This window comes from Raskinella chloraquaticus (SeqCode) (genome assembly GCF_021731865.1).
Lineage (GTDB): Bacteria > Pseudomonadota > Alphaproteobacteria > Rhizobiales > UBA4765 > Raskinella > Raskinella chloraquaticus.
Genome location: NZ_JAKFWN010000002.1, coordinates 24,290 through 40,450, shown reverse-complemented (window position 1 = coordinate 40,450; position 16,161 = coordinate 24,290). Strand labels below are relative to the sequence as shown.

Here is a 16,161-nt window from a genome sequence, read left to right as displayed (position 1 = left end):
TCTGTCGACGTCGCCTTATTGGCTGGCGGCTGGCTAACCCGGAATGTGGCGATGACCAGGGCGCAGTATTTCACGTTGCTGGAGGATGGAGCCCTTGCGGGTGCCTGGGGCGGCAGGCTTCATCATTTTCTGGCAGCCTCGATCATCGTCAGCCTGCTCATTCTGGTTCTGGCAATCGAGCCTGACCTTGGCATTTCCTCCCGGGTGCCGCCCTTCAGCGAAACCCTCATGCTGATCGTTCTTGGCAGCGAATACGGCTTTCGCCTGTGGGCGGCACCCGACAATCCCCGTTTTGCGGCGATGGGACCTGTCGCGGCGCGATGGATGCATGCCTCATCGGCCGGTGCCCTGCTCGATCTTTATATTCTGGCCGGCATTCTTGCCTTCCTCACGGGCTCTCTTTCGCTTGAACGCGCCACGGCGCTCGCCCTGCCGCGCTGCCTCAAACTGGTGCGTTATTCGCCGATGCTGAGCGCGCTTGGCCAGGCGCTGATGCTGGGTCGCCAAGCCCTCTTTGCCAGCGCCATCATCGTTGGCATGATCGGGATGATCTTCGGCAGTGCGATTTTCCTGCTTGAGCGGGCCGGTCAGCCAGAGGAATTCGGCCATCTGACCAGTGTCATCTGGTGGACGATCAGCACCGTGACGGGTGCCAGCGGCGATGACAGCACGCCCGATACCCGCCTCGGGCAAGTGCTCTATGTCATTCTCAGTATCAGCGGCTTTCTCGTGCTGGCGCTCCCCATGGGCGTCATTGCGTCCGCGTTTGACGCGACATTGGCAAAGCGCAGCTTCGTGGTGACGTGGAACATGGTGGCGCGCGTCCCGCTGTTCAGGAGCCTGCCGGCCGCCGCCATCGCGGCTATCGCCGAGCAGCTCAATGCAGAATCATTTGAAGACGGCGCGGTCATCATCCGTCGTGGCGAACCGGGTGAGCGCATGTATTTCATCCTTGGCGGCAGCGTCGAGGTTGCAACCGAAGGGGGACCGATCCGTCTCGACAGCGGTGATTATTTCGGTGAACATGCCCTGCTCACCGACGAGCCACGGAGCGCGACGGTGAATGCAAAGGGCCGGACGAAATTGTTATCGCTCTCCAAGCGTGATCTTGCAGCGGTAATCGAGCGCGCACCCGGGATCAAGGATGCCTTGCGCCAGACGGACATCGCCAGACGAGGGGCTTGAAGCCGGGCATGCGCTACGCGAACCGATTATACTGGCTGGTGGTCGGCATTCCCTTTGCCCTTATTGTCTTTTTCGAGATCGCCGCACCGCACGCCCTCGCGCCGCTGCGCGATCTGGTATTCGACAGCTACCAGCGCCTGTCGCCGCGACAATGGGATGCGGACGCCCCGGTGCGCATCATCGATATCGATGATGCTTCGCTTACCCGCATCGGCCAGTGGCCTTGGCCGCGCACCCGCATGGCGCAACTGGTCGACAAGCTGTCGGCGATGGGCGCTGCCGTGGTCGCCTTCGACATCGCGCTTGCCGAGGGCGATCGCACGAGCCCTGACCAGATATTGTCGCTCCTGCCGCCATCGGCTGCACGTGACGCGGTGGCGCGCGATATCGTTGATCTGCCGACCAATGATGCGGTGTTTGCTGCGGCCATCGCCGGCAAGCCCGTCGTTCTTGGGGCTATTGCCACCGCCTCGCCGCTCACGATCACCTTGCCGCAAAAGCATGGATGGGTAACGGCGGGCGATGATCCGGCGCAGTTCGTGCCACGGTTCGCCTCTGCCGTTCTGCCACTGCCCGACTTCGCGGCGCAGGCCAGCGGCATCGGCATGCTCAACTGGTTGCCTGATCGCGATCAGACGATCAGGCGGGTGCCGGTCCTTCTCGGAGTTGGCGGAAAATTAGCTCTTGGACTTGCCGCCGAAGCGCTCAGGGTGGCGCAGGGCGTCGATACGGTCATCGTCAAATCATCCAACGCCAGCGGGGAAACCGCCTTTGGCGCTGCAACCGGTGTCAACGCCGTCAAGATCGGGCAATTTGTGATCGATACGGGGTCAAGCGGCGATGTCCGGGTGCGGTTCTCCGCTCATGAACCGCGACGCTTCGTGCCGGCCTGGCAGATCCTCGCCGACGAGATCAAACCAGACGAGATCGAAGGGCGCATTTTCTTCATCGGCTCCAGCGCGGCAGGGCTGCTTGACCAGCGCACCACACCTATCGACGCGACCATCCCGGGTGTCGAAGTTCACGCCCAGCTGGTCGAGCACATCATCGCCGGCGGCCAACTCAGCCGGCCGGACTGGGCGCTGGGCGCTGAAGCGGCGCTGGCTATCCTTTCCTGCGTCATTTTCATGGTGTTCCTGCCGCGCACGCCGGCCATTATCCTTGGCCTTCTCGGGGCTGGCGTTGTTGCTGTGCTGGTTGGCGGCAGCTGGTACCTTTTTCATCAAGGCGGCATCCTCGTTGACCCGGTGGTGCCGAGCGCCTCCGGGGGCGTCATCTATCTCGCCGGGCTATCGTGCCTCTACTGGCAGGAGCAGGCGCAGAAGCGGCAGGTGCGTTCAGCCTTTGAGCGCTTTGTCGCGCCGGCCGTCGTCGAGCGGCTTGCGGGTGATCCAAGCCGTCTTGTCCTTGGCGGAGAGAACCGCACGCTCACCCTCATGTTCTGCGATCTGCGCAGCTTCACCACGCTCTCCGAAGGCATGAGCGCGCAGGAACTTACGCGCTTCATGAATGATTATCTGACGCCGATGACCGACCTTGTCCTCGATCACAATGGCACGGTCGACAAATATATGGGGGACGCCATCATGGCGTTCTGGAACGCGCCGCTTGATGACGACAAGCACGCCATCAATGCAGGCCGGACCGCGCTTTTGATGATCGACCGGCTGGCGGAACTGAACCAGCGCTGGCAGGCGCAGGCAAGCGCCCAGGGGCGACATTTCCCGATTGCCCGCTTCGGTATCGGACTGAACACGGGCGAGTGCTGCGTCGGCAATCTCGGGTCAACCCGGCGGTTCGACTACTCAGCGATCGGGGACGAAGTCAACGTCGCCTCCCGTCTGGAAGGGGCCACCAAATATCTGGGCGTTGATCTGCTGGCGGCGGAGACCACGCACGATCTCGCGCCTGACCTGCCGTGGATCGAAGTCGATCTCGTGCGGCTCAAGGGCAAGGTGCAGGCAACGCGTCTCTTCACGCTGATGGGCAGCGAGGAAGAGGCCGCGCGCGGCGATTTCGCCGCGTATCGTCTTGCCCATCACGAGGTGCTTGACGCCTATCGCGAACGACGCTTCGAGGCCGTCATCGACAAGGCGAACGCGGCGCGCGCGCTAGCACCTTTGCGGCTTGCCGGGCTTTATGACGTCTATAGCAAGCGGGCTACCGCCCTGCTGCTTGCGCCACCACCTGCTGATTGGGATGGCAGTACGACGATGGACGACAAGTAACGCCGCGCGTCGATCACCGCCGCTGTGATTGCAGGGTGGCAATGTTATCCTGCAGGCGGCGGACGACGAGGCGCGTCACGGCAAGCGACATTTCAGGGAATTCGCTCATCAGGCTGAGGAAGATATCCTGGCGCAGGCAAAGCACGCTGATATCCTCAAGCGCGCGGATGGTTGCGGAACGGGGCGCACCGGTAATGATACCGATCTCACCGACGATCGCCCCGCGGCTGACGGTGTTGACGGTCATCGGGCCGTCGGCCGTGTTGATGATGATGTCGGCTCTCCCGGAAATCAGAACATAGGCCGAATCGGATGGATCACCCTGCCTGAACACGACGTCGCCCGCCCGATAGGTCAAACGCTCGCTGGTGAAGGCCAGCAGCTTGAGACGGGCAAGATCGACATCAGCGAACATAGGCACTGCTTGCAGCGCTCCCAATTCGGCACTGTCACTGGCGGCGCGCGCGGCTGGTTCGGGCGTGTCGCGTTCGGCGGCAGCAAGGCCACTGACGACTTTGCCCGCGGCAAGCTCGATGCGCGCATCGAAGCCGGTTGCCGGGTCGCCGGCACGCAGGACGACAAACAGGGACTTGCCCGCCATGCGCCGGCGAAGCCTCTCAAGCAGGGCAGCGCCATCAGGTTCGCTGGCGTTGAGAACGCCTTCGTTGATGATCAGAATATCCGGGCGTTTCATCAGGCAGCGGGCAAGAGCAATGGCGCTGCGCTGGGCGGGGAACAGCAGACGCCCGGCGTGTCCGCAGGGCTGTTCGAGGCCCAGGCGGAAGACGGCGACATCGAAGCCCCGCTTGATCAATAACTGGCGAATGGCGGTTGTCACTTTCTCCGCCGCGCCAGACGCTCCGTAGGTGATGCGTCCAAAGAGCAGGTTGTCGCGCAGCGGCGCGGCCGTGCAATAGCGTTCGCTGTCGTAGAATTCGATGCTGGTTGCCAGGTCACTTGGCGCGCCACGGCGGAACTGGTGACGGGCCAACAGGATCTTGTCGCGCAGCGCGGCATCAAGCAGACCCAGGCGGTGCCGCGGTTCAACGTAAAGGAAAGCGAGCGCCACCAGGCGGTCACGGTCGGCGCTGCTGAACGTGGCGACGGGACCGTCGGTGCGGCCCAGCATGTCGCGGAAATCGTCGAGTTCGTCGGCCGAAATGAAGGAGAATTGCTCGAACAGGAAATGGTCGGACGAGACGCCGGTGAAAATCTCGACCATCGTTACCGCGATGCGCCGGCCGGTCAGCGCCAGGCCTTCGCTTAACCCGCATTGATCAAGCAGCTGGCGGGTGAACGGCAACATGGCGAGGTTGGTGTCACGCATCGCTTCACCGAGAGGAACGCCGAACAGCAGGTTTTCGCCAATGGTCGAATTGTCGTTGTAGGCATCGGCATCGAAGGGTTCGACCAGCGCGGCAAGCCCGCTTTCATCAAGTTGACGGCGCACATCGCCGCGCAATTCCACCATGTGCTCCACGAGCCCATCGCCACCGGACTCAAGCTTGCGGGCCAAACCAAAGCGGAAGACCGCCTCGTCGAGACCAACATCGCGCAGAACCTCGCCAATCGCGTGATCAAGGCCGGCTGCGTCCTCAACGCCCGCCAGTGAATAATCCACACAGTCCGCCGCCACCGCAACACCATGCATGTCGGGCTCGTTGACCCGCTGCTGCAGACTGTAAATGAGATTGTCGCGGATGCTGCCGTCGAAGATGGCGGCATCAGGGATGGCGTGGGCGACGTGGCGCCCGTGGAGCGAGACGGGCAGGGTTGACAGATCAGCACCGTTGATGCGGATCGAGCCTGTGTACAGGCTGAGGCGGCGGCCAAGGATTTGCGCCAGGGTGCGCGCGCCATCGCCAGCCCGCTCAGCCAGCACGACGTGCTTGCCAAGCGGCAAAGTAAGATTGATGCCATCGACCAGAACGTCGTCACTTGCGCTCATCACCTTCAGGCCCTGGATGACGATCGAGCCGTTGATGAGGTCGGGCATGTCGGCGGTTGAGGGGGATGGGACGCTCGGCGCCACGCCGGCGCTGAATTGTTCCACGACCTGCTGGTATTTGACATCGACATCGAGGCGCTGCTGGTCCCAGTCGATGAGTTCTTTCACGGGTGGCGGCAATTCGCGATAGGCGGCAATGACAGCGACCAGCTGACCAATATCGATCTCGCCCCGCAGGGCAGCGACGCCACCCAGCGTGTAAAAGAGGAAGGGCGTCATCTGGGCCAGCAAATTATTGGCAAATTTGACTGCGAATTTGCGGCCGTAGAGCCGGTAGCGGATGGTGAAGAGTTGTTCGAGCATGCCGCCGATGCGCTGGCGCTCAAACGCGCTGGTACCGTGATTGCCGACCTCACTGATGCCGTCCACCACTTCGCCGATACGCCCGGCCAGGGCGCGTGAGCGCAATTGGCGCTCCTTGCCGAGCCGTATCTGCTCGCGGCGCAAGCGCGGGATGACGGCTGCCTGAACAAAGACAATCAGCCCGGCCAGAAATCCAAGAATCGGGCTTTGCAGGAGGATGAAGGTGAGAGCCGTCAGCGCCTGACCACCGAGGAAGACGGGTTGAATGAAGGCATCGCCGACAAAGCCACCGATGGGTTCGACCTCGTCCTTGATGATGGTGGCGGCTTCCGACGCCTTGACGTTGCGCAGAGCCTCGGGCGAGAAGCGCAGCAGGAGCGAAAAAAGATCAAAGCGCAGATATTGCAGCAGACGCTCGCCGAGCGCCCCCTTGCGCATATTGATGATATATTTGAACACGCCGTTGATAACGACAAGCAGCAGGAAGAGCGCGCTCAAGGCAAAGAGATAAGGCAGCCGCGACAGGCTGATGCCGGAGAAAAGCTCGACATGGGCGCCACCCAGAAAACCTGGCAGGGTCAGCGCCAGATGGAACAGAACGGCTTCGGTTTTTCCAGCCGCAAAGGCGCGGCCCTGAATGGCGTCCGAGACGATATATTTCGGCAGATCGAGCGAATAGAAATAGAACGGAAACGACAGAAGCACCACGAGCAGGATAAGCAATTGCTCGCGCCTTGAATGCTCCCAGATATAGGCAAACAATGGTTTCATCGCGCTGCGCTCATGTCCTCAACGTCATCCCTTCGCGCGCAAACAGACTGTCCGGATGCTCGCTCTGCAGCCGCCTTTCGCGCGCGGACAGGTCCTCATCGCTCAGCCGTGGATCGTGATGGACGCAGACGAGCCGCTTGCCCCCTGCCCGCCGCAGGATGTCAAGGCCGGCCTGCCAGGTCGAATGGCCCCAGCCGCGATGCGCCTGATAGTCGACATCGCCGTCCCACATGGCATCATAGATGAGCAGGTCGACATTGGCGCACAGCTTGACGATCTCGTCATCGATTGCCCCCACGCCGTGTTCGTGGTCGGTGATGATGGCGATCGCGGCATCGCTGCTGTCGATCCGAAATCCGCTGGCCCCGTTTGGATGATTGAGCGCGATGGGGCGCACCGTCAGGGCATCCAGGGTGAAGGGGATTGCAGGCGCGATCGTCTGCAGTGAAATCGTGCTGCGCAGATCACCCGGGGCAAGCGGAAAATAGGGCGGCTTGAACAAGGCATCGAGAACATCCGCAGGACTTTCGCCCGACAGGGCGGCAAAGCGCAGATTGATCTTCCGCCCGCTGGCGAACATGGGCGAAAAGCCGGTCAAGCCGAAGATATGGTCCCAATGACAATGGGTGAGCAGAATGTCGAGCGCGGCGGCGTCATCGTCCGCCAGGCTGTGGCCGAGATCGGCAATGCCGGTGCCGGCATCGATGATAAGACGCTGATGGCCGGCGCGGATTTCAAAACAGCATGTCTGCACGCCAAACATGCGGCGCCTGGAAGCGCGCGCCGGCATCGAGCCGCCAACGCCCCAGAAACGGATGGATATCCCGGTCACGGGCCTCTGCTCACATGGTGCCCGTCAACCCGTGTTACCGTTGCATGTGTCATCATCAGTGGTTTCAGGTCCGTGGTCGGAGAAGCAGGCTAGCGGCATCAGTCGACTGTGCCAAACGTAACCGGGTGCGTCGAGAGCATCAATGGCCGGGGCGATGATGCCCGCGCCTGTCATCGCTGTCTTGAATTAACGGGATGGCGGCTTTCGACTGCCTGCGTCGCCTTCAGGCCACGAGCGCGGCCAAAGAGAGTTCAGCCTGGTCGGGGTGCTTCGATGACACTCGGCCATCAGCACCGGCGCCAGAGCCTTTTGCGGCCAGGTGAATAACGGTTGGCCGGAAACAATGCGACAAAACAGGTGCGGGCGTCAGGATCGACGTCCTGACGCCCGCAATGACGATAGGTGCAGGAGTTACTTGTTGTCTTCGGCGAAGATGTCCTTCTTGTAATTATCAGTGAAGAAGAACAGACCGATCACGAAGCATCCGGCAGCAATCACCAGCGGATACCAGAGACCGAAATAGGGGTCGCCAGTCTGGGCGATCATGGCAAAGGCCGTTGCCGGCATCAATCCGCCGAACCAGCCATTGCCGATGTGGTAGGGCAGCGACATACCGGTGTAGCGGATGCGGGTCGGGAAGAGCTCGACCAGGGCTGCAGCAATTGGTCCGTAGACCATGGTTACCAGGATGACGAGATAGGTCAGAACCAGGACAAGCCCGAAGGTCTGGGCGCGGAAGATGTCAAAGAAGCCAGACATCTTCACCAGCTCCGGATTGGGCTGGCCTGCCATCGGATAGCCACCCGCCGCAAGCGCTTCATTGACAGACTTGGTGAAGGCCGCAGGTGTGGTGCGGACCGCGTCCCCCGTCAGCTTGCTCAAATCATAAGCCGGTACTTCGGTATTGCCGACCTTGATTTTCGCGATTGAGCCAGCGGGTGCAGGTTCGACCGAGTAATTCACTGAGTTGCGGGCCAGCAGAGCCTTCGCCACATCACAGGAATTGGTGAATTTGGACGTACCCGTCGGGTTGAACTGGAACGAGCAGTCATCCTTGGCGGCGATGACCGTTACCTTGGTTGTCTGCTGGGCCCGGTCAAGCTGCGGGTTGGCGGTGGCGGTAATGAACTGAAACACCGGGAAATAGGTGAGGACAGCCAGGACCATGCCAGCCAGAATGATCGGCTTGCGACCGATATGATCGGACAGCGAACCAAAGATCACAAACCCTGCCGTACCCAGGATGAGCGACCAGGCAATCAGCACGTTGGCGGTGAAGGGATCAACACGCAAGATGCTTTGCAGGAAGAACAGGGCGTAGAACTGTCCCGTATACCACACGACCGCTTGGCCAGCGACAAGTCCCAAGAGAGCGATGAGCGCAAACCTGGCGTTCTTCCATTGCCCGAAAGCTTCGCTGAGCGGCGCTTTTGACTGCTTGCCCTCATCCTTGATCTTCTTGAAGATCGGGCTTTCTTCCATTTGCAAGCGAATCCACACGGAAATTGCCAGCAGGAAGATCGACAGCAGGAAGGGGATGCGCCAACCCCATTCGGCGAACTCCTTCTCACCGGTCCAGGTGCGAACACCGAGGATGACCATGAGCGAAAGGAGCAAACCAAGTGTGGCTGTGGTCTGGATCCAGCTGGTGAAATAGCCGCGGCGACCGTGAGGCGCATGTTCGGCCACATAGACAACGGCGCCACCATATTCACCGCCGAGCGCCAGGCCCTGCAACATGCGCAGAACGATCAGGATGACGGGCGCCAGCCAACCAATAGCGAAATTGCTTTCGAGCCAGGCATAGGTTGGCAGCAAGCCGACAATGAAGGTCGAAATGCCCATGATCATGATGGTGAGGAGGAAGGTATATTTGCGCCCGACGATATCACCAAGACGGCCAAAGAAGAGGGCGCCGAAAGGGCGTACGAGGAAGCCGGCAGCAAACGCCAGCAGGGCGAAAACATTGCGGGTTGCTTCGGGGAAAGGCGAAAAGAACTGGTTGGCGATAATCGCCGCCAGCGATCCATAAAGATAGAAATCATACCATTCAAAAATAGTACCGGCGGAGGACGCAGCGATAACCTTGCGTTCCTCTCGTGTCATCGGCCGGGCCCGCTCGGCAGCACCCGCCCCGGCGATGGTTGTATCGGTCATGATTAATACCCTCCCTGTCAGCATCCTCGGCCAGCCTTCAGGCTGGATTTTGTTGGCACTCTCCTGCTTGAGGAGCTCTGCGTAAAAATTTTCATACACATATGGAGATATCTTGACAACTATAAACATTTTTAAACAGATACAAACCAATACAAACGATCTTATAACGCCAGTAATATCGCCTATATTGAGCTGGCAGAACGGCGTTATGCTGTGGATGCGATGCGGTGGATGCGATGACAGCGGTTTGGCGACGGGTATGATACGCTGAGGCGGTGTCATCTTGGTTCGATCGGCGTGTACGCGTACCGAAACGAGCAAAACGGGAGAATTCCGCGATGTTGTCTCGACCCTTGCTCACTCTTCACGAGGTTGCAGAACTGTTGAAGGTCAAGGAAGCGACCGTGCGCAGCTGGATTGCGCAGCGCCAGATCCGGGCGATCAAATTCGGGCGGGAATGGCGGGTTGCTCACAAGGATCTTGAGGCGTTTTTGCTGGAGAACGCCACCATGCCGCGACGTTCGGGCGAAGTGTAGAGCCCAAACCCATCCTTTTTTGGTGCACCGCCCGCTGGCAGGAGGCGAGGCGGCGGAGCGACTGAGCACGCCGATCGAGACGCGGCATCACGCGGTCTTAACCATCCTTATCGTTTCCATCCATATCCACGCTTGACCATATCCGCGCTTGACTCTTGGAGCGGGGTGCTGATGATAAGAACGTACCATGAACATTTGATCGTGCTGTCATGACCCTCATGCCAAGACCGTTACCCCATGCCGACCCGGATGCACGGCCCCAATTCACGCTGGCGGGCGAGGCGGTGCATGAGTTCTATGCCGGCACCGGCATCCGGAGCATGGCCATGACAGGCGGGGTCCTGGCCCTGATGCACCTGGCCAAACGCGGCCCGAAGCTGTGGGTTCGCCACGCCGCCCTTGATCGGGAACATGGCGCGCCCTATGCGGCGGGCCTTGCGGAATTCGGTGTTGATCCGGCGCAGGTGATCCTGGTGCGGACGCCTGATGTCACCGGCGCGCTCCAGGCAGGGCTTGAAGGCGCACGCTGCCACGGCCTCGGGGCGGTGATGATCGAATTATGGGGCGAGGCAAAAGCCTATGATCTGACCGCAAGCCGGCGTCTGGTGCTGGCGGCGAAGGCTTCAGGCATCGGCGTTTTCATCACGCGGATGGCCGCCACGCCCCATGCCAGCGCGGCCGAGACGCGTTGGCTGATCCACCCGGCACCATCGCGGGCCTTGGCAGCACGTGCCCCTGGCCACCCGCTTTTTGATCTGACCCTGTTGCGCACCCGCCATGGCCGGGAAGGTCTGCGCTATCTTGTGGAGTGGGACCGTGATGTCCGAGACCTCGTCATCCATTCCGTTGTTACCATCGCCGATTCCCTCATTGACGATCGCACCGGCATTGACGGAACCGCGCCGCTATCTCGGGCTGTGGCTGCCCTTCCTGTCAACCGACCGGGCATGCCGGGCATTGAACCGGCCGCGCAGCGGCACAGCTGATGAGCCGCCCTTTGTTCTCACGCAGAAAGAGCGGGGCGCGCTGCGGATTGCTGCCCTCGACCCGCTTGCCAGGCGCTGCAAACTTGCCCTCGACATGGCCCTTGCCGAGGCGCGCGCCCTGGTCCCGAACCTGATGACAGCGGCCATGGACCATGCCGCTGATGCAGATTATCTGCTGGCAGCTGCGGCGGTCTGCGAGAAATTTACGCCGCTGGTGACTCTCAGGGGAAGAGAGGGCCTCATCCTCGACATTACCGGCTGCGCCCATCTTTTCGACGGCGAGGAAGCGCTTCTGATCCAGGCCCGGCGCAACCTCAATCGCCTCGGGCTGGCGACGCGTGCTGCCCTTGCCAATACTCCTGATGCGGCATGGGCGTTCGCTCGTTTCTCATCCACCGAACGCCTGCCACCCGCCACAGAGGAGAGGGCGGCGCGGGCGTTGCCGGTGGCAGCCCTTGAGCAGGAAAGACATATCACGCTGGCCCTGACGCGGGCGGGGCTCAGAACGCTGGGCGATCTTGCCGACCGCCCGTCTTCCTTGCTGGCGGCACGCTTCGGCGCAGGGCTGGTGGACATCCTGCAGCGGATTCTGGGGCGCGACGATATCCGCATCACGCCGCTTCGGCCACCGCCGGAGATCATGGCAGACAAGCATTTTGCCACGCCCATCACCGCCATGGAGGGATTGCTGGCAGAGCTGGCAAGGCTGGCGGGCGATGTGATGAGCCTGCTGGAGCGGCGCGGCGCGGGCGGGCGGGGGTTTGAGGTCATCTTCTTTCGTGCCGATGGGGCCGTGCGGCGGCTGACAATTGAAACAGCGCAAGCCATGCGCGATGGCGCCCGGCTGATGCGCCTCATCGCACTGAAGATCACCACACTCGCCGATCCTCTCGATCCCGGCTTCGGGTTTGACGCCCTGCGCCTTGCCGTGACATGGGGCGAGACGCTTGACGAGCGTCAGCATCATCTCTCCGGCGGGCAGGTGGCGGATGAGGAGAAGCGCGGTCTTGCCGATCTCGTCGACCGGCTGGTGGCGCGGTTCGGGCGTGACCATGTCCAGCGGTTTGTAGCGCGCGCGACCCATGATCCGGGGGAGGCCGGAGGGGTCGTGCCCTATCTCTCACCGGCCTCTTCCGCCTCCTGGCCGCCCCTTGAGCCCGGCCATCCGCCGCTTCGCCCGCTGACGCTCTTTGAGCGCCCGCAGCTCATCGAGGCGCTGGCCGAGGTGCCAGACAGCCCTCCCCGCAGATTTCGCTGGCGCCGTCAGCTCCACGAGGTGGCCCTTGCGGAGGGACCCGAGCGGATCGCCCCTGAATGGTGGCACAGCCACATCGCTGGCGGCGATCACCCGCCGGCCGTCCGCGATTATTACCGGGTGGAAGATGCCACGGGTCAACGTTTCTGGATTTTTCGCGAAGGGCTTTACGAGGACAGCACCACTCATCCGCGCTGGTTTCTGCACGGGCTTTTTGCATGAAGGATCACCCGGTGCCGCCTTATGCCGAACCGGTCGCGGCAACAAATTTCTCATTCCTGCGCGGCGCCTCTCCTGCCGCCGATCTGGTGCTGACATCGCTGCTGCTCGGACATACCGGTCTTGGCATTGCTGATCGCAACACGCTGGCCGGGGTGGTCAGGGCGTGGTCAGCGCTCAGGGAATTGCGCGCGGGCGGGATCCTGCCTGCGGTGAAGCAGCGCCAGGGAGCGGGGCCGGGCGAATATCATTACATCTCCTCTGCGCTTGATGACGACACGCCGGCGATGGAGGCGTTACGCGCCCAGGTGCGGCAGCGGGCGCAACGCTTCAAACTGGCAACCGGCGTCCGTCTAGCCTTTGGCGATGGCACGCCCGACATCGTCGCCTATGCGCAAAACCGCACGGGCTGGGCGCGTCTGTGCCGCCTGCTGACAACGGGGAACAGGCGGGCTGCAAAAGGCGATTTTCATCTGAGCCTCGGCGATCTTCTGTCGCATGCCGGCGATCTGCTGGTGATCGTCATGCCAGAGCGCAATCTGGCGCCTCTCCCCGCCTTGCTGGCGCAGCTGGGCGATGCCTTCCCCGGCGCGCTCTGGCTTGGTGCCACCATGCCCCGGCGCGGCGATGACCGGCGCCGGCTGGTAAAGCTCAGGGAGAGGGCACAGGCAGCTTGCGTGCCGCTCATTGCCAGCAATGATGTTCTCTATGCCACGCCTGATGCACGCGATCTGCAGGATATTCTCGCCTGTATCCGCCAGGGCATGACGATTGAAAGCGCCGGACGTGCCCTTGAGATCAATGCCGAGCGCCACCTCAAGCATCCAGCCGAGATGGCACGCCTGTTTGGCGATTGCCCGGAGGCGATCAGCGAAACACAGGCGCTTCTTGCCCGTCTTGATTTCGATCTTGGCGAGCTCACCTATGATTATCCCGAGGAACCGGTGCCGCCGGGCTGGCAGGCGCAGAGCTGGCTGGAAGAGCTGACATTGCGCCATGCGGCGATGCGCTATCCAGACGGCGTTCCACACAAGGTGGAGGCCCTGCTGCACCGCGAACTGGCGCTCATCGCCAAGCTTGATTACGCGCGTTATTTCCTCACCGTCTATGACATCGTGCGGGTGGCTGTCGACAAGGGTATTCTCTGCCAGGGGCGGGGCTCAGCCGCCAATTCCGCCGTCTGCTATGTGCTTGGTATCACCTGCGTCGATCCGGCCGAGCATAATGTGCTGTTTGCGCGCTTCATCTCGGAGGAGCGGCGGGAACCGCCGGATATCGATGTCGATTTCGAGCATGAGCGGCGCGAGGAGATCATCCAGCATATCTATGCGCGCTATGGCCGCGAGCGGGCAGGGCTTGCCGCCACCGTCATCCATTACCGGCCCAAAAGCGCCATCCGCGAGGTTGGCAAGGTCCTCGGCCTGTCGGAAGACATCACCACCGCCCTCGCCGGCACGCAATGGGGAAGCTGGGGGTCTGACATCACCCGGGCGCAGGTGAGGCAGGCAGGTCTTGATCCCGACAGTCCGGCAATCGCGCGGGCGGTTGCCTTTGCCAAGCGCCTGATCGGCTTTCCCCGCCATCTGTCGCAGCATGTCGGCGGGTTTGTGCTGACGCGCGGGCGTCTTGATGAGCTGGTGCCGATTGGCAATGCGGCGATGGCGGAGCGCACCTTCATCGAATGGGACAAGGACGATATCGATGCGCTGGGCCTGATGAAGGTCGATATCCTGGCACTTGGTATGCTGACCTGCATCCGCAAGGCTTTCGATCTCATGCGCGATCACCACGGGATCGATATGGCTCTTGCCGATGTGCCGGCGGACGATCCTGATACGTACGCCATGCTGCGGCGTGGCGATTCGATTGGCGTCTTTCAGGTGGAAAGCCGGGCGCAGATCAACATGCTGCCGCGTCTCAAGCCGCGCGTATTCTACGATCTCGTGATCCAGGTGGCGATCGTCCGCCCCGGCCCCATCCAGGGCAATATGGTGCACCCCTATCTGCGGCGACGCTCGGGCGCGGAAAAGGTGAGCTATCCTGCGCCTGCGCCCCAGCACGGGCCGGCGGATGAGCTGCGTGCCGTGCTTGGCAAGACGATGGGCGTGCCGCTTTTCCAGGAGCAGGCGATGCAGCTTGCGATGGTGGCTGCGACATTTTCCGACGTCGAAGCCAACCAGCTGCGCCGCGCCATGGCAACCTTCCGCCATACCGGCACCATTCATCGCTTCGAGGCAATGATGGTGGAGCGCATGGTCGCGCGTGGCTACACACGGGATTTTGCGCAAAACTGCTACAACCAGATCAAGGGTTTCGGCTCCTACGGCTTCCCGGAAAGCCATGCCGCCTCGTTTGCCAAGCTGGTCTATATTTCATCGTGGCTCAAATGCCACTACCCGGACATCTTCGCCGCCGCTCTCCTGAATGCGCAACCCATGGGGTTTTATGCGCCAGCCCAGATCGTGCGCGATGCAAGAGACCATGGGGTGGAGGTGCGCCCTGTCGATGTCAACCACAGCTTCTGGGACAATACGCTTGAACCGGCCGCGCCCGGCCAGCCGGCAGAAACGGGGCGCGCGAGGCTGGCGTTGCGTCTTGGATTTCGCCAGGCGGCCGCCATTCATGAAGCGCAAGCCACACGGCTGACGGCTGGACGGCGTGAGGGCTATGCAACGATCGAGGAGGTGGCACGGCGGGCAAAACTTCATGGGCGACCCATGCGGGCGCTGGCGGAGGCGGATGCGTTTGGCTCACTCAGCCTTGACCGACGCGCCGCGCTCTGGGAGGTGCGGCGGCTGCCTGAAGACGATCCGCTTCCGCTTTTTGCGGTCCAGGAAGCGCGCGAACTGGGGGTCGAACCTGATGCCCGGCTGCCGGTGATGGGGCTTGGCGAGCAGGTCGCCAATGATTACCAGACGATGAGGCTCTCGCTCAAAGCTCATCCGATGGCGTTGCTGCGCCGGTTTTTTCCAGCGCGCGATGTGTGCTCCTGCGCTGAGACTTCGGCACGCAGCGATGGGCGCTTCACGCGGACGGCCGGCCTTGTTCTGGTGCGCCAGCGTCCCGGCAAGGGCAATGCCATCTTCATCACCATCGAGGATGAGACCGGTGTCACCAATTGCGTGTTATGGGCGCGTCAGTTTGAAAGCCTGCGCCGCCCGGTGATGGCGGCGCGATTGATGCTGGTGGAGGGGCGGGTGCAGAAAAGCCCTGAAGGCGTGGTGCATCTGATGGCAAGCAACATCATCGATCGCTCGGCCATGCTTGAACGCCTGTGGGAGGACCATGGCAGCGGCCAGACCCTTACCGCCTCCCTGCTGTCGCCGGGCGATGAGGGCGCGACCCTCCATTCGCCTGCCGGAGCGGGGACGAGCACAGGCGTCCTCCTCCCGCCTCCTCTTCATCTGGCCCCGCCGCCACGCAACCGCCATCCGCGCGATGCCCGGCTTCTGCCAAAAAGCCGCGATTTTCATTGAGGAAGAGCGAATGGGCAGCGCCATCGTTCACCAAAGCCAAATCGAGCGCGGGATATGGCGAGCCGTTTCTCCCGAACCAGGGCTTCGCCCACTGCAGATCGAATGTTGCCTATATAATAGGCACATAAAATTAAATTGCATACAATTTAAGGCTCCAGGATCGCGGGACGTCGCGACAGCGGGCAGAACGGGCACACCATCCTGC

The 16,161-nt window shown here is 61.9% G+C and carries 9 protein-coding genes; 6 read left to right on the top strand and 3 right to left on the bottom strand.

What is annotated here, in order from left to right:
• Positions 1–51 precede the first annotated feature (51 nt).
• Entirely contained in the window at positions 52–1,185 is a 1,134-nt protein-coding gene (locus ACINK1_RS01510; protein WP_376802307.1) for a cyclic nucleotide-gated ion channel, read from the top strand.
• 8 nt (positions 1,186–1,193) lie between these two features.
• On the top strand, positions 1,194–3,413 hold the full coding sequence (locus tag ACINK1_RS01505) for a CHASE2 domain-containing protein (protein WP_395759942.1): 2,220 nt from the start codon (positions 1,194–1,196) through the stop codon (positions 3,411–3,413).
• A gap of 13 nt (positions 3,414–3,426) precedes the next feature.
• On the opposite strand, the gene ACINK1_RS01500 is transcribed toward ACINK1_RS01505, so the two are convergent.
• The 3 genes from ACINK1_RS01500 to ACINK1_RS01490 form a co-directional block, all read right to left on the bottom strand.
• The gene (locus ACINK1_RS01500) at positions 3,427–6,495 is read right to left on the bottom strand and encodes a cyclic nucleotide-binding domain-containing protein (protein WP_376802309.1); all 3,069 of its coding nucleotides are present in this window, start codon (positions 6,493–6,495) and stop codon (positions 3,427–3,429) included.
• Positions 6,496–6,505: 10 nt separating this feature from the next.
• Complete coding sequence (locus tag ACINK1_RS01495; protein ID WP_376802310.1) at positions 6,506–7,327, bottom strand: MBL fold metallo-hydrolase; 822 nt, start codon at positions 7,325–7,327, stop codon at positions 6,506–6,508.
• Between the two features lie 411 nt (positions 7,328–7,738).
• Entirely contained in the window at positions 7,739–9,433 is a 1,695-nt protein-coding gene (locus ACINK1_RS01490) for an MFS transporter (RefSeq protein WP_376802345.1), read from the bottom strand.
• Positions 9,434–9,822: 389 nt separating this feature from the next.
• On the opposite strand from ACINK1_RS01490, the gene ACINK1_RS01485 reads away from it, so the two are divergent.
• From ACINK1_RS01485 to ACINK1_RS01470, 4 genes are all read left to right on the top strand, one after another.
• Entirely contained in the window at positions 9,823–10,020 is a 198-nt protein-coding gene (locus ACINK1_RS01485; protein WP_376802311.1) for a helix-turn-helix domain-containing protein, read from the top strand.
• A 218-nt stretch (positions 10,021–10,238) separates the two neighbouring features.
• Positions 10,239–11,006, top strand: a complete 768-nt coding sequence (locus tag ACINK1_RS01480) for an ImuA family protein (protein WP_376802312.1) — start codon at positions 10,239–10,241, stop codon at positions 11,004–11,006.
• Positions 10,909–12,483 (top strand): Y-family DNA polymerase, encoded by a 1,575-nt coding sequence (locus tag ACINK1_RS01475; RefSeq protein WP_376802313.1) that lies wholly within the window; start codon positions 10,909–10,911, stop codon positions 12,481–12,483. The genes ACINK1_RS01480 and ACINK1_RS01475 overlap by 98 nt, the downstream gene beginning before the upstream one ends.
• Complete coding sequence (locus tag ACINK1_RS01470) at positions 12,480–15,956, top strand: error-prone DNA polymerase (protein WP_376802314.1); 3,477 nt, start codon at positions 12,480–12,482, stop codon at positions 15,954–15,956. The genes ACINK1_RS01475 and ACINK1_RS01470 overlap by 4 nt, the downstream gene beginning before the upstream one ends.
• Positions 15,957–16,161 lie beyond the last annotated feature (205 nt).

What these genes read in the sequence shown, in the direction of transcription:
- ACINK1_RS01500 (WP_376802309.1), bottom strand. Translation starts at nt 6,495, where the DNA reads ATGAAACCATTGTTTGCCTATATCTGGGAGCATTCAAGGCGCGAGCAA.
- ACINK1_RS01470 (WP_376802314.1), top strand. Translation starts at nt 12,480, where the DNA reads ATGAAGGATCACCCGGTGCCGCCTTATGCCGAACCGGTCGCGGCAACA.
- ACINK1_RS01510 (WP_376802307.1), top strand. Translation starts at nt 52, where the DNA reads ATGACCAGGGCGCAGTATTTCACGTTGCTGGAGGATGGAGCCCTTGCG.
- ACINK1_RS01480 (WP_376802312.1), top strand. Translation starts at nt 10,239, where the DNA reads ATGCCAAGACCGTTACCCCATGCCGACCCGGATGCACGGCCCCAATTC.
- ACINK1_RS01485 (WP_376802311.1), top strand. Translation starts at nt 9,823, where the DNA reads ATGTTGTCTCGACCCTTGCTCACTCTTCACGAGGTTGCAGAACTGTTG.
- ACINK1_RS01490 (WP_376802345.1), bottom strand. Translation starts at nt 9,433, where the DNA reads ATGACACGAGAGGAACGCAAGGTTATCGCTGCGTCCTCCGCCGGTACT.
- ACINK1_RS01505 (WP_395759942.1), top strand. Translation starts at nt 1,194, where the DNA reads ATGCGCTACGCGAACCGATTATACTGGCTGGTGGTCGGCATTCCCTTT.